Raw genomic sequence first — 13,366 nt, 5'->3', positions numbered from 1 at the left:
CCCATTTTCTCATGTCGGTTCAGGATGCCTCATGGAAATAAATTAGTTAAACGCAAAATTTTACTTTATAAATGCGCTATGCGCATAAATTTTGATTTTGGCGACCTTGAGGCCTTTCTTGCCGTGTCGGAGCTGAACTCGTTCCAGCGCGCGGCGGACCAGCTCAACATCTCACAGTCGGCGCTGTCGCGGCGTATCCAAAAGCTCGAAGAGGTGCTGGGTGTCACATTGATTGAGCGGACGACGCGCACGATGAAATTGACACTTGCGGCCAGGGGCTTCCGGATCCGGGCACAGGCGATGCTGGATGAGGCAGCCGAGGCGCTGCGGGCGCTCGGTGATGAAACCGCAGTCTACGACCGGCAAAGGAACGCGATCGTTACCGTCGCTGCGATACCGACCGCCACTCACAATATTCTGCCCAGCATCATCAAGGATTTCTCGGCGCGGGGGCACGGTGCGCGCATCAGGGTGCTCGATCTCTTCGCCAACGACGTGGCGGAGGCGGTAGCGCAGGGCGAGGCGGACTTCGGGATCAGTTTTATCGGTGCACAGGAACCGGAACTCACCTTCCGCACCCTCATGGACGACGATTTCGTTCTGGTCATGACGCGTGACGACCCTTTGTGCAGATACAGCCGAATCCGCTGGGCAGATGTCGACGAGCGACGTTTCATCGCCCCCTGGAAAGGCAGTGGCAACCGGATGTTGATTGATAACGCGTTGGCTCACAGTCGTAAGACTCTGAACTGGACCTACGAGGTCCGCCATTCATCGACCGCTCTGGGTCTTGTTGCGGCGGGTGTCGGTGTGACCGCTCTGCCGGCCTCCGCGATTCCCCAGGGTGAGCATCACCCGGTCATGTCACGGCCTCTGATAGAACCTGGAATTTCGCGCGCAATCGGGACCCTTCGCCGGACCCGTAGCCGGCTAAGTCCGGCAGCGGAACTCTTCTACGGGATACTGGTGGAACGCTGGTCAAACGACGCGGGAAACGGGGAGGCATAGCACTACAGCTGGCTATCAATTTGCTTAGCAGGATCGATTGCGCGACTAATTTCCTCTAAACTATTTTGATTGGATAATAACCTGGGTGAGATTTTTCAAGCAGATTGAAGCAGCGTTCCATCTTGGTACGAGGGGGAGTTCATAGGAATGTCGAGAACCACAATGTCAGGGAAAGCGATGCAGACCAGCGGCGGGCAGGACATCAGAGGTGTTCCGGTTTCTTATTCTGATACTGATGCGATTGAAGGCTTGGAGCGGGCTACCGAAATGGCGCTTGCTTTCCGCGGCGATGCTATTGCCGAAATCGATAGGCTGCTGGAGCGCCATCCGGACTTTGCCATGGCTTGGATCTTCAAGGCGGCCTGGCTGACGCAGGCGATGGAAACCCGTATTTACGACCAGATGGTTGCGGCTGTTCAAGAGGCGGAAAAGCATTCCGCTCACGCCAATGAGCGGGAGCGCGGGCACTTAGCGGCATTGCAGGCCTGGATTCATGGTGATTTCTTCGGCGCCGTCCAGCGATGGGAAGAGGTCCTGACGAGCTATCCCATGGATCTTTTAGCGCTCATGCTCGTGCATTACACCGATGTCTTACTAGGCGATGTGGTGGGACAACGTGATGTTGTCGCGCGGATCTTCAACATTTGGGACGAAGGCGTGCCGGGCTATGAGTTCGTGCTCGGTTTCTATGCTTTTGGACTTGAAGAAAACCGCGATTTCGGCAGAGCCGAGGAGATGGGGCGTCGGGCCCTCGCCATCCGCCCGGACAATCCTTACGCAGTTCATGCTGTTGCCCATGTCATGGAAATGCGCGGCCGACAGGTTGGCGGCATCCGGTTCATGGCCGACTATGTCGATCGCTGGGGGACCTCTAACTTCGCCAATCATCTCTGGTGGCACACGGCGCTGTTTCACCTGGACATCGAAGAGACGGACCGGGTTTTCGAGATCTACGACGCGCATCTCAGCTCCGATGATGAGCATGGCGACAAGTATGAGGAACTGGATGCTGTCGCTCTGCTGTGGCGCTTGGACCTTCTCGGTGCCGATGCTGGTGATCGCTGGTCTCATCTGGCAGACAAATGGGAGCCTGCGGCACAGAACACGCTCTATGCTTTTAATGATGTGCACGCCATGATGGCCTTCGCTGCGGATGATCGTGTGGACGCACAAAAGGCGCTTCTGATGGCGAACGAGCGCTATGTGGAAGAGGCGTCCGACGCCAATGCCGCGATGAGCCGCGAGATCGGGATTCCCTTCTGCCTCGCCATCCAGGATTACAAAAAAGAACGTTACCGGGAGTGCGTCGACCGGCTATTGCCCATTCGTTACAGGACCCATCGTCTGGGCGGGAGCTTCGCGCAACGCGATATCATCGGTTGGACCCTCCTTGAGGCAGCTCTGCGGGCGCAGCGCTTCGATCTGGCGCTCGGGCTTGCGAACGAACGGGTCGAGATGAAGCCGACCTCGGCACAGAACTGGCGCGCCGTGGCGCGGGCCTTCGAGGGTCTGGGGAACAGCGGCAAAGCCGGACGCGCTGAGGCACGTGCACAATTCCTGACCGCGGCGTAGAGGTCGATCTTACTGTCGAAATTCTCGTTCCTTTCGGTGAAGCTGGCGGGGTGGGGCTCTTTGCGATGAAGAAGAACAAAAAGGACGGGGGAGGCGGTCAAATCGGAGAGCGGTTTTTCGACAACAGGCAAAAGTACCTGATGTTCGTGAATACCTGTTCCGAGAAGCGGGAGATCGGCAGACGGATTGCGCGAGAACTGCCGCACATCCATCCGCGTCCGCCGGCGGTCAGGGTCTTTGATGCCGGCGTAGGTGATGGCACTGTTCTAGCGGCATTGATGCGCTCCATGCACCGGCGTTTCCTCACCATGCCCTTCTACGTGGTCGCTAAAGAGATTTCCATCGAAGACGTTCGTTTGGCGCTCGATGAAATGCCGGACCGGCTTTTCGAACATCCCGCGACCGTCCTGGTATTCACCAATCTCACCTATGCGGAAAGTCCCTGGCTAACGGCCAGATCTTCCGCGGCAGCCGCGAAACTTGTGTGGAAGAACGTTGCTTTGCGTGGGTCTTCCGCGGACGAGTTTCATGAGCAGATCGCCGGTCTGCAGTCCTTCCTTTCCGACAACTGGCAGGTCGAATCCGGCAAGCACGGTAACCCCGTGTACCAGCGCCCGGCCGTCCTTGTACTCTATCGGGAGGATCACCGGTTTCTGCTCGACCCGATCATTCCCAGGCCCGGTGCCGCTCGCGCCGACTTCGACCTGATCGTTGCCGCTCAACCTTACCGAGCGCGCGCTTCCGCGACATTTAAGGCGGAGAAGGTGATCGGGCCGCTGGCGCGTGCGCTCAGGCCCGGCGGCCGCCTCGTCGGCATCCACTCCTGCGGTGGCGATCCGGGTCTTGAACTCGTCAGAAAGGTCTGGCCACGGGAGAATCCCTTTCCGGTGAACCGCCGCGATCTCTTAAAGGCCGTGAGGAAGTTTTTTGGCACAGAGGCCCGGCAATACAACATGCCTGTCGGCGCCGACGGACGGGCCAAGTTTCGTTACGACCTCCATACCTTGCCAACCGACAGGCACAGCATGATCGGAACTTCCACGGTTCTTGCTGCCTGGAACGCCGCAACCTATGTGGCCCAAATCGAAGAAAAACGGCTCGAACAGGCTATCCTCGAGAATGCCTACGTCAGTGCGACTCGCGAAGTCCTGCAGAAACACGGCGGGCTCTGGTTCAATGATGAGAGCTATGTCATTGCACGAAAAGAGCTTTGAAAAATGCTAACGCGATGGGTTGGCGGGCGGCATCGCACAAATCAACTGTTCTTTCACCATCTGCACGGCTACTCAATGCAGTATTCGCGTCGGTCAATCTTCATGTGCGGAAGCTCTGCGCGCCGGTTCAATGCTCTCTCCACGTCATTGCCGAGTGGCTCGTCACTGCCTTTTCGCCATCGTGTAACAAGCTTCATCTTTAGCACGGCGTCACTGGCTTCTTGACCTTCTTGCCACAAACATTGATTGGCAGCGCGCCGGACTGCTCGGTTGGCCCTGGCTTTGTTCGCTGGAATGGTTTTACGGGCTGCATGCACACTGTTGCCGTACGTGTTTCTGCAATCTCGCTGCAACGAGAGCGTTTTCTTCTGTTGCTGGGTTAGTTTGCGTCTCATCGTTCTGTCAAATAACTGTTCTGCGTAAAAGTCCCAAAATTCGCGAGGTATACTGTGTGACCTCGATAAATGGGTCAATGTCAGAGCTTGACCTGAAGCAGCATGGTCATGCCGCGATCGCAATGGCCCTCAATGGCGCTGATGCCCTTTTACGAGCAGGTGACGCCGACGGCCACGCAACATGGAAGCGGGTCGCTACAGCAATCAATGACCTACTCAGGCAGGCGCCGCTTGAGGGCGAACAGCTGCAGCAGAACGCCTAGATAGATGTCGTAATCGGGTTTTGGAATTTGGAAATGTAGTGTCAGGGCATTAGCGACGCGTGCAGGCGCACGGTCGGCCACAAAATCACCCGTATCGACGGGCTTCTGCCCTGGTACTACACTCAAGCTATGCTGAATGTAATCAGGCTCTAACCTACAGTGCTAGATCGGCATCAAGGGACAGTCGCAATGAAAGGCAATTACGATGCAAATTATTACGGGCGACCCTGCTGTCGACCAAGCAGTTCGTGAGGCTCTAAAGGTAGTAGCGCGTGCAAAGGGCGTCAGTGAGAGCGACGCTCTTGCAATTCTTATTTCTGATGGTTTGAATGTTGCGCAGCAAACACAGATGAGCATTCAGTCGAAAGCAGAAATGCAGGCGACAAGCCGTCGGTTCCAAGCATTGTCAAACGTAATGAAGAACCGACAACAGTCAGCGATGAGTCCTGTTCGAAACATCAACTAGCGTATCCGCCAAGGCCTTTTCGAACCATCAACGTTCCCAAATCCCGTACCTCATCAAACTACGCCGTCTCGCCCCTATGCTACCCTGTGGCGAGGATGTTGAGTCTTTTTGCACACGCGTTCCTTCGAAGCGGCGCTTCTAATCTGCTGTGCACCTGGAGCGTTTTTACCGAGATGACAAGTTGCGTTACGCTCAATTGCGTGTGTGGCAGGGGGGAGGAAGGGATCGGTTCCTGTAGGAGCAGGATGAACTCTTGGTCATCGTATAGCCCTCTACCGGGTTCCAGCCCTAGAACTGACTCTCGTACTGGGCGCATCCCAGCATCATGTCGACTGTCTTACCGTCGCTCGCCAACGGCAAATAGATTCGTTCCACACGGTCGATACGCTTCTCGGTCTCCACAAACGGCGGTCCGGTCCGACGATCGGGCTCGCCTGTTGCTGCGATGCGATCCATCGTCTCGAGTACCACTGCGAGCGTATCTCCCTCCATCAACTCCTGGAGCGTCTTCCCGGTGCAGTCGCCGCGCATCGCCGCGACGATGGCGGTACCGACCAACCGATAGCGGTACTGGCGCGGCGGTCCTTCGACATCGATCAGCCAGATGTTCGCCAGTAGGCGGGGGATCTCCACCGGGTCGATGTGCTGACGGCCGGGCAAAAGGTCAGGTGCCGGCCTGCATAACAGCCAATAGTCGTAGGCTCCTTTGACAGTCGCGCCGAGTTTAGCCTCGATGGACGATGGAAAACGTCGCTCAGTCATAGGGCGAGTCCGCGCCGCGTCATATCAGTCGGGATTCCCAAGGCGCCCTCCATCTGGGGCAAAAAGTTTGCCCGATGCCCGATCCGGGCGCAATCGGCGATTCCACGGCGTATCGGAAAATACGCGATTGCGTGGGTGTTGCGGAAGTACCCTGCTCAAACAGGTGCCGGAAGGGGGCGATGTGTTGTCAACAGAACGTCAGGCTCCGATTGTGGAACGGATCGTCAATGGTGTCGTCACAACCGCTTCCGCAATTCCGAAGATCGTCATTCCAATTGGAAGAACGGTGATCGTGCCGCAATGACGTTGTTGGGGTTTTGGTCGGATCTCTTGATGGTATTCACACGCCAAGCGCTATCCCGTCATGACCAGGATCGGCAGCGCCGGTAAGTCTGTTTTCGTCAATGCGAATCCCGTGAACGGCACCGATACCGAACGTAAGCGCCGAGCGAATAACTTCGTATCCATCGTTGCGCAGAGGATCGACGAGATAGTCTGGGATCCGGTTGGTGATATCGATGGCATTCGAGGTCGAGGAAAATCTTGGCGCCGACACCGCATGCAGCATGGGCATGTCGAAATCCATCACATTGAGAAGGGCCTGCAAGACACCCATGGCGATCTGGGTGCCGCCGGGCGCTCCGAGCACGATCGCGGGTTTGCCATTGCGAAATGCGATGGATGGACAGACCGAACTGAACCGGCTTTTGCCCGGAGCGATCGAGCCGGCAGAACCGGGACGGGGATCAAAGACCGCCATGCAACCATTGTACATGAATCCCAAACCGTCGCTGATCACACCTGACGGCATGCCCAGTGAATGGGTCATGGTCACGCACGTCCCATCTTCATCGACAACCGCCACATGGGTCGTGTCCTTTGGTTCCGGCTGCCCGAGCCGGTCAACACGAAGGTGCTCGCCGGATTTGATCCGCTCGGCGATGGTCGCCGCATAATCCTTGGCAGTCAGGTGTGCGGGGATTGACACAAAGGCTGGATCTCCGACATAGGCGTCCTTATCGGCCGTCGCGGCCTTCATGGCTTCACACACGGTTCGAATATAGTCCGTTGAATTATGGCCCACTGCGGCAAGGTCGAAATGCTCAAGAATATTGAGCATCTCGATCAGCATGATGCCCCCGCCCGGCGGGTGATTGGTGGCGATATCAAAGTTCCGATAGGTTCCCCGCAGAGGATCAATGCGCGTTGTCTTGTAGTCGGCAAGGTCAGCGCGGGTGACCAATCCGCCATGACGCTTCATGTCGTCTTCGATCTGTTCGGCGATATCACCCTTGTAAAACAATTCCGCTCCGTCGCGGGCAATGCGCGACAGAGTACGCGCCAGATCGGGGTTGTGAATGTGATCCCCAATCTTCTTCACCGATCCGTCGGGTCGGAAATAGATGTCCTGTCCGGTATTGCTGAATCGCAGTCGGTCGAGAACGTCGACACGGCCGAGATCTGCCCCATGGGTGTGCCAGAAATGCACATGGGGCCGGATTGCGAATCCGCTTTCGGCCTGACGTACAGCCGGTGCACAGATATCGGCCCAGTCCCAGGTGCCGAACTCGGAGGCCATTTCGGAATAGGCCAGCAGCGACCCTGGGGTTGTGACGGCCTGATATCCGAGGTCGTTGACATTGTCCCGAAGCACAAAGCCGAAGCCGTCCCGGGTTTCTGCTTCCAGGCGGTTGAGCCACATGTCTGGAGTTGCCGCGAGCGGCGTTTTTCCGTGGAAATCGACGCAAGTGTGGACACCCAGTTTCGGACTGTAGATCTGACAGGATCCAAAGCCCGCTATTCCGCACATTTGCGGATCCACGACACCCTGAACCAAAGCGGCCGCCATAGCCGCGTCAACGGCATTGCCGCCGCGCATCAGGACCCGTGCTCCAGCTTCCGAGGCTTCTGGTTGCGCGGTGACGATCATCGCCTTTGGAGTGTCGTTCATAAATTGCTCCCTTTGCCTTACGCGTCCGGAGAGTGAGTTGCGGTCGAACCTACCAATCTTACAAAAAACGAAGGGAGGGGGAAGAGAACGGACACAATTAACCAGCGAGTGCTGCAAATTGCACGAATTCGCTACCTTCTAACTCGAGTTGTCTCTTTCGGATCATCTGAGCAACTTTGATGCCTTCAAGCGTTGCCGTAGCGGAATTGAACGATTTGATCCCGAGCATCGGGTGTGTTCGCCGTTTGATAAACCGATGGTCTTGCTCGATCATAATCCGCAAGGGAATGCCGTTGCTGGACAGCGCTTTTGCGAAGAATTGCGCTGCGGCAATTGTGGGCGCGAATTTCACGAGCCACCGGTTTAATGTCGCATGATCTACAACGACACCTCGCTCGGCCATGATCTCTTCGAGATCGCGGAAGGGCACCGTGTAGCGAACATAGAAATACACGGCAAATAGGATAACATCTCTTGAGAAATGGAGATGTTTGAACGAGATCGTGATCAGGGCTTATTGTGATGAAACCTTCGCCTTAAGGCTGACACTTGCCATCTCGTACCGTCAATGGGTCAACGTTTGCGACAGAATATTTTGCGGTCGGTCAGACGATTGATTTCGCGCGCCATTGAATTCAGCCCCACAAACGTACCCACAAAATGTAAGCGGAATTACATGAAAATCAGTGGATGCCAGTGGAGTATCAAGAGGCAATAAGCTCTTAAATCATGAAGTTCTTGTGGATTTAGGTGGAATTGGCTGTAGGGGAGATTGGCGGAGGGAGAGGGATTCGAACCCTCGATACGCTATTAACGTATACACACTTTCCAGGCGTGCGCCTTCAGCCACTCGGCCACCCCTCCGTCATACGCTGTTCCCGTCATCTTAATCAGGAATGCGCCTGCGCATCTCTGCGCGGCGGGAAATTAGCCGAGCAGTTCGGAAGATGCAATGCCGGAAAGCATCCAAACCGGCAGGATGTCTTTTTCATGAGGGAACACCGTTCGATCGCAGCCCGATTTGGCACGACCGCAGTTTAGCTGATATGGTCGCGATTCCTGGAAAACGATCAATCTTGATTCAAAGGAACAAGGCAGTAGATCGTCGTTCAGTCTTTTGAAGTCGTGGCTGATTTACGTTTCTATTCAGTCCTAATTTGGTGATCAAACTCTAGTCGGTGCCGCGCCGCACGCGCCTTCGCACAAAAATTTGGGGAGCAATGTGAGAGTTTTCTGCCGTTTCTTAGGCTGGTTCCTGGTGGCGATTGGTTTTATCGCGTTGGGCAGGGATCTGGTTGCCATTGCTGCGGGTGAATCCTTTCGTCTCGCACCGCTGGGCGAAGTCTGGTTCAAGCTTCATTCCGCCAGCCTGAATATGTTGCAGGCGGGCATCGAGCGCCGAATCGCCCCAGAAGTCTGGGACTCCGTGGTGGCGCCGGCACTGCAATGGCCGACGGTGCTGTTCTTCGCAGTTCCCGGTGTTTTGCTTCTGTTGCTCAGCCGTGATTGGCGCGGGCATAAGCGTCGTTTCAGGTAATCGGCGAGGTATAAATCGAGTGATTTATACCGGAGCTTAGTCGCTCCTGAATTGCTGCAGGCGATCCAGCCGCAATCTGTGTCGGGCATCGGTCAGGCGCCGCCCACCCGCCCAAACCACTCCTGTGGCGCCGATGGACGTTCCGCCGGCGATCAGGAACATCACCAGCAACTGATATTTCACAGCTTCCGCAGGGTCCGCCCCCGCCAGAATTTGCCCGGTCATCATTCCCGGTAGAGCCACCAGGCCGGTTGCCGCCATCGAGTTGATGATCGGCATCATGGCGGCTTTCATGGCAATCCGTGTGACCGGCAACAAGGCTTCCTGGCGATTGGCACCCAGCATCAGACGGGCTTCCACTGCGGCGCGTTCACGAGTCAGCGTGGAGGTCAGAGTGTGCAGGCCCAGACTGACACCGGTCATGGTGTTCCCAAGGACCATGCCCAGCAGTGGAATCGCATAACGCGGATGGTACCAGGGGTCGGGACTTACCTGGGTGGCGAGCGCGAAGATCGTCACCAGGCCTGCCGCGAACAGCATACAGCCCGTGCCGAGCCCATAGCTCCAGCCGCCACTCAGCCGGCGTTCCTGGCGGGCCGTGACCTCGCGGCCGGCAAAGGCGATCATGGCCAGAGCGACCAGACTGGTCCAGAGGGGCGAGACCAGCGAAAAGAGGGTGGTCAACACCAGACCAACCAGGATGAGCTGGACCACCATCCTTACTGTTGCGATCAGAAGCTGCCGCTCTAGCCTTAACGAGAGAAGAACCGACAGCGCGCCATTAATCAGGATCAGCAGAGCCGCCAAAGCGAGATCCCAATTGGACAGTAGAATCGCGTTCACTGCAGGATCCTGCCGTGGGCCTCGGCGTCACCCTCGATCAAGCGCTCTTCCGACGCGTCAGATCCATTGGCCCCTTTAAAGGGCAGCGCATTTCTGAGCCGGCCATTTTCCAGATAGAGCCAGCGGTTGGCCACGCGCTCGGCCTGCGTGGGATCGTGGGTGACCCAGATCACGCCGACCCCTGCTTCACGGATCTCCGAAATCAATTCCTCGACGGCCGCGATGGAGTCTTGGTCAAGGCCCGACGTTGGTTCGTCGAGCAAAAGAACCTTTGGATCGATCGCCAGAGCCCTACTGAGGGCCAGACGCTGCCGTTCACCGGTGGACAAGCGGGCGATGGGCCAGTCTTTTTTTGCCTCGGCCAAACCCAGGCGTTCAAAAAAGGGTACTGCGCGATTCCAATCGGCGAAGTGAGGCCCCAGGTCCTCTGCCCACCAACCTGCCTCCGCCGGCAGATAACAGACCTGCCGCCGCCAGTCGGGCGCAGCCATGGCTTCCCGAGAGACACCATCGAGGGAGACATCGCCTTCATTTGGGTCAAGGTCTGCGATCGCGCGGAGCAAGAGGCTTTTGCCCGACCCGGATGCGCCCCGGATTGCGACACATTCCCCGGCTGCAAGCTCCAGGCTGGCTTCCAGCAGATCCGGACGCGTAAGCCCTTTGACTTTGAGCATGACTCTCCAGTTTCGGCAGATCGTGGCAGGCGCGATCCTATCCTATGGCTGACGTCATAACACTTAAGTAAATGAGCACCTAAAAAAGTGGGGCCGCGAAAACCTGTTTATCCGTCACCCATCTTCAGGGCCGCAAGGAATGCCGTCTGCGGGATTTCCACATTGCCGACCTGGCGCATACGCTTTTTACCCGCCTTCTGCTTGTCCAACAGTTTGCGTTTACGCGAAACGTCACCGCCGTAGCATTTGGCCGTCACATCCTTGCGCAGGGCAGAGATAGTTTCGCGGGCCACGACCTTACCGCCGATTGCCGCCTGGATAGCGATCTTGAAAAGCTGCCTCGGAATCAGATCCTTGAGGCGTTCGCAGAGCATGCGGCCCCTGGGTTCAGCCTGACTGCGGTGGACAATGATCGCCAGTGAATCCACTGGCTCGGCGTTCACCAGGATGGCCACCTTGACCAGATCGTTTTCGCGGTATCCGTCCAGGTGATAGTCGAAGCTGGCATAGCCCCGCGACACCGATTTCAGGCGATCGTAAAAGTCGAAGACGACTTCATTAAGAGGCAGACGGTAGACGACCATCGCCCGGGTACCTGCATAGGTCAGGTCGACCTGTTCGCCACGCCGGTCTTCGCAGAGCTTAAGGATCGCGCCGAGAAATTCGTCGGGAACCAGGATCGTCGCCTTGATCCAGGGTTCTTCGATCGAAGCGATCTTAACCACGTCGGGGAAGTCGGCAGGATTATGCAGGTCGATAACCTGTCCAGAGTTCATTTTGATCTTATAAACCACGCTGGGGGCGGTTGTGATGAGATCGAGATTGAATTCACGCTCCAGCCGCTCCTGAACGATCTCCAGGTGCAGCAGGCCCAGGCAGCCACAACGGAACCCGAAGCCCAGGGCCGCCGAAGATTCCGGCTCATAGAGAAAGCTCGAATCATTCAGTGCCAGTTTAGCCAGGCTGTCGCGCAGATCCTCGTAGTCGGCGGCGTCGATCGGGAAGAGCCCGCAGAACACGACCGGCACGCTGGGCTTGAAGCCGGGCAGGGGTTCGCTGGCGAGGCGCCGTTCCTCTGTCAGAGTGTCGCCGACGTTGGTATCCGCAACCGACTTGATGCCGGCGGTTATGAATCCGATCTCGCCTGGCCCCAAGTGCGGCAGGTTCTGCATTTTCGGGGTGAACGCGCCAACCTTGTCGATCGTATGGGTCGCGCCACTGCCCATCATGCGGACCTTCAGGCCTGGTTTCAGGATGCCGTCGACCACCCGGACCAGGGTAATCACGCCGAGGTAGGCGTCGTACCAGCTGTCGACCAGCAGCGCCTTCAGCGGGGCCGAGCTGTCGCCCTCGGGCGGCGGGACATGCTTGACTAGAGCTTCCAGGACCTCCGGTACGCCCTTGCCGGTCTTGGCCGAGATCTCCAGGGCCTCGGAGGCGTCGATGCCGATGACTTCTTCGATCTGTTCCTTGATCCGCTCGGGCTCGGCCGCCGGCAGGTCGACTTTGTTGAGAACCGGCAGCACTTCGTGGTCGTTGTCGATCGCCAGATAGACGTTGGCCAGGGTCTGTGCCTCGACCCCCTGGCTGGCGTCGACCAGTAGGAGCGAGCCCTCGCAGGCCGCCAGTGATCGGCTGACTTCGTATGAGAAATCGACGTGTCCCGGCGTGTCGATCAGGTTCAGCGCATAGGTCTCGCCATCCTGCGCCTTGTAGGTCAGGCGTACGGTCTGAGCCTTAATGGTAATCCCGCGCTCGCGCTCCAGATCCATGGAGTCGAGGACCTGTTCCTTCATCTCCCGGTCCGCCAGGGCGCCGCAGTGTTGAATCATGCGGTCGGCCAGCGTCGACTTGCCGTGATCGATGTGGGCGATGATCGCGAAGTTACGTATGTTTTTGAGCTCTGTCATGGTCTGCTGGCTATAGCATCGGCGCACCCCGGCGCCAAGAGGTGATGCACTGACTTGTTGATTCGTTCGTTGCTTCTCTGGGATCAGCCGGGACCTCGGAAGAGGCTCGTTCCTCACGACTGATAGGAATAATGTAAAGAGAGCACTTTTTCCTAGTTTGTGTTAAAATTGTTTACGATCCTATGATTGAAATATGAGAATTTACAGCATCTTATGGTTTATCAATTGATGTACTACAGTACGGCATGCAATGAACCGTCGGATGGTGAACTTCTCAAGATTCTCGAAACTTCTCGCATCAACAATAAGCGCAGCGATATCACCGGACTTTTGCTCTACGGCGGAGGCGTTTTCTTTCAGGTTTTGGAGGGCGCGAAGAGCGAGGTGCAAGACTGTTACGCGAGGATTGAACACGACAATCGACATCACAGTCTCTTGCTTTTGGTGGAGCGAGACGTTGCAGCGCGAAATTTTGACCAATGGGCTATGGCGTATACACCCATAAACCGAGAAGTGAATCAGGGCATCGAGTCCCTAGTTCGACTTGATCGGCAAGGGGTTAACGCTGGCACGACGAAGGATTGCGATCCCTTTGTGAGTATGCTGACCCAAAGTTTTCTCAGCAACCAACGCTTGGTTTAATTGTATTTCGACCGGACTATCTTTGAGCTCCATCTGATGCAAAAGAAAGGCGTTCCGGCGATATGAGCTAGCTGTATGCCGATGCGCTTCAACCTGCGGGCGTCTCATCAACTGCATTTCAATTAAAGT

The 13,366-nt window shown here is 56.7% G+C and carries 13 protein-coding genes and 1 tRNA gene; 7 read left to right on the top strand and 7 right to left on the bottom strand.

Features of this window, described 5'->3' with window-relative positions:
* Positions 1–78: 78 nt before the first annotated feature.
* The 5 genes from QMZ18_RS08985 to QMZ18_RS08965 all read left to right on the top strand — a co-directional run bounded on the left by QMZ18_RS08985 (position 79) and on the right by QMZ18_RS08965 (position 4,918).
* Positions 79–1,008 carry a LysR family transcriptional regulator gene (locus QMZ18_RS08985; protein ID WP_282605942.1) on the top strand — a complete coding sequence of 310 codons (930 nt, stop codon included), beginning with the start codon at positions 79–81 and terminating at the stop codon, positions 1,006–1,008.
* Between the two features lie 147 nt (positions 1,009–1,155).
* Positions 1,156–2,580 (top strand): tetratricopeptide repeat protein, encoded by a 1,425-nt coding sequence (locus QMZ18_RS08980; RefSeq protein ID WP_282605941.1) that lies wholly within the window; start codon positions 1,156–1,158, stop codon positions 2,578–2,580.
* A 65-nt stretch (positions 2,581–2,645) separates the two neighbouring features.
* The gene (locus QMZ18_RS08975) at positions 2,646–3,794 is read left to right on the top strand and encodes a hypothetical protein (protein ID WP_282605940.1); all 1,149 of its coding nucleotides are present in this window, start codon (positions 2,646–2,648) and stop codon (positions 3,792–3,794) included.
* A 472-nt stretch (positions 3,795–4,266) separates the two neighbouring features.
* Positions 4,267–4,452, top strand: a complete 186-nt coding sequence (locus tag QMZ18_RS08970; protein ID WP_282605939.1) for a hypothetical protein — start codon at positions 4,267–4,269, stop codon at positions 4,450–4,452.
* Positions 4,453–4,657: 205 nt separating this feature from the next.
* Positions 4,658–4,918, top strand: coding sequence for a hypothetical protein (locus tag QMZ18_RS08965; RefSeq protein WP_282605938.1), 261 nt, complete (start codon positions 4,658–4,660; stop codon positions 4,916–4,918).
* Between the two features lie 288 nt (positions 4,919–5,206).
* Here QMZ18_RS08965 and QMZ18_RS08960 read toward each other — a convergent pair whose 3' ends face one another.
* From QMZ18_RS08960 to QMZ18_RS08945, 4 genes are all read right to left on the bottom strand, one after another.
* Positions 5,207–5,680, bottom strand: a complete 474-nt coding sequence (locus QMZ18_RS08960; RefSeq protein WP_282605937.1) for a PAS domain-containing protein — start codon at positions 5,678–5,680, stop codon at positions 5,207–5,209.
* Between the two features lie 340 nt (positions 5,681–6,020).
* Positions 6,021–7,631, bottom strand: a complete 1,611-nt coding sequence (gene ggt / locus QMZ18_RS08955) for a gamma-glutamyltransferase (protein WP_282605936.1) — start codon at positions 7,629–7,631, stop codon at positions 6,021–6,023.
* Positions 7,632–7,728: 97 nt separating this feature from the next.
* The gene (locus QMZ18_RS08950) at positions 7,729–8,139 is read right to left on the bottom strand and encodes a DDE-type integrase/transposase/recombinase (protein ID WP_282606238.1); all 411 of its coding nucleotides are present in this window, start codon (positions 8,137–8,139) and stop codon (positions 7,729–7,731) included.
* Positions 8,140–8,404: 265 nt separating this feature from the next.
* Positions 8,405–8,495, bottom strand: a tRNA-Ser gene (locus tag QMZ18_RS08945).
* Positions 8,496–8,889: 394 nt separating this feature from the next.
* Between QMZ18_RS08945 and QMZ18_RS08940 the strand changes: the two genes are divergently transcribed.
* Entirely contained in the window at positions 8,890–9,168 is a 279-nt protein-coding gene (locus tag QMZ18_RS08940) for a hypothetical protein (protein WP_282605935.1), read from the top strand.
* Positions 9,169–9,204: 36 nt separating this feature from the next.
* On the opposite strand, the gene fetB is transcribed toward QMZ18_RS08940, so the two are convergent.
* The 3 genes from fetB to lepA all read right to left on the bottom strand — a co-directional run bounded on the left by fetB (position 9,205) and on the right by lepA (position 12,595).
* Positions 9,205–10,011 carry an iron export ABC transporter permease subunit FetB gene (gene fetB / locus QMZ18_RS08935; protein ID WP_282605934.1) on the bottom strand — a complete coding sequence of 269 codons (807 nt, stop codon included), beginning with the start codon at positions 10,009–10,011 and terminating at the stop codon, positions 9,205–9,207.
* Complete coding sequence (locus QMZ18_RS08930) at positions 10,008–10,685, bottom strand: ATP-binding cassette domain-containing protein (protein ID WP_282605933.1); 678 nt, start codon at positions 10,683–10,685, stop codon at positions 10,008–10,010. Before QMZ18_RS08930 ends, fetB begins: the two co-directional genes overlap by 4 nt.
* 107 nt (positions 10,686–10,792) lie before the next feature.
* Positions 10,793–12,595 carry a translation elongation factor 4 gene (lepA, locus tag QMZ18_RS08925; RefSeq protein ID WP_282605932.1) on the bottom strand — a complete coding sequence of 601 codons (1,803 nt, stop codon included), beginning with the start codon at positions 12,593–12,595 and terminating at the stop codon, positions 10,793–10,795.
* 186 nt (positions 12,596–12,781) lie between these two features.
* Here lepA and QMZ18_RS08920 point away from each other — a divergent pair, with 186 nt between their 5' ends.
* Positions 12,782–13,237, top strand: coding sequence for a BLUF domain-containing protein (locus QMZ18_RS08920; protein ID WP_282605931.1), 456 nt, complete (start codon positions 12,782–12,784; stop codon positions 13,235–13,237).
* Positions 13,238–13,366 lie beyond the last annotated feature (129 nt).

This window comes from Pelagibius sp. Alg239-R121 (assembly GCF_947331435.1).
Taxonomy (GTDB): Bacteria; Pseudomonadota; Alphaproteobacteria; order Kiloniellales; family Kiloniellaceae; genus Denitrobaculum.
This window is presented reverse-complemented; position numbering and strand designations above follow the sequence as displayed.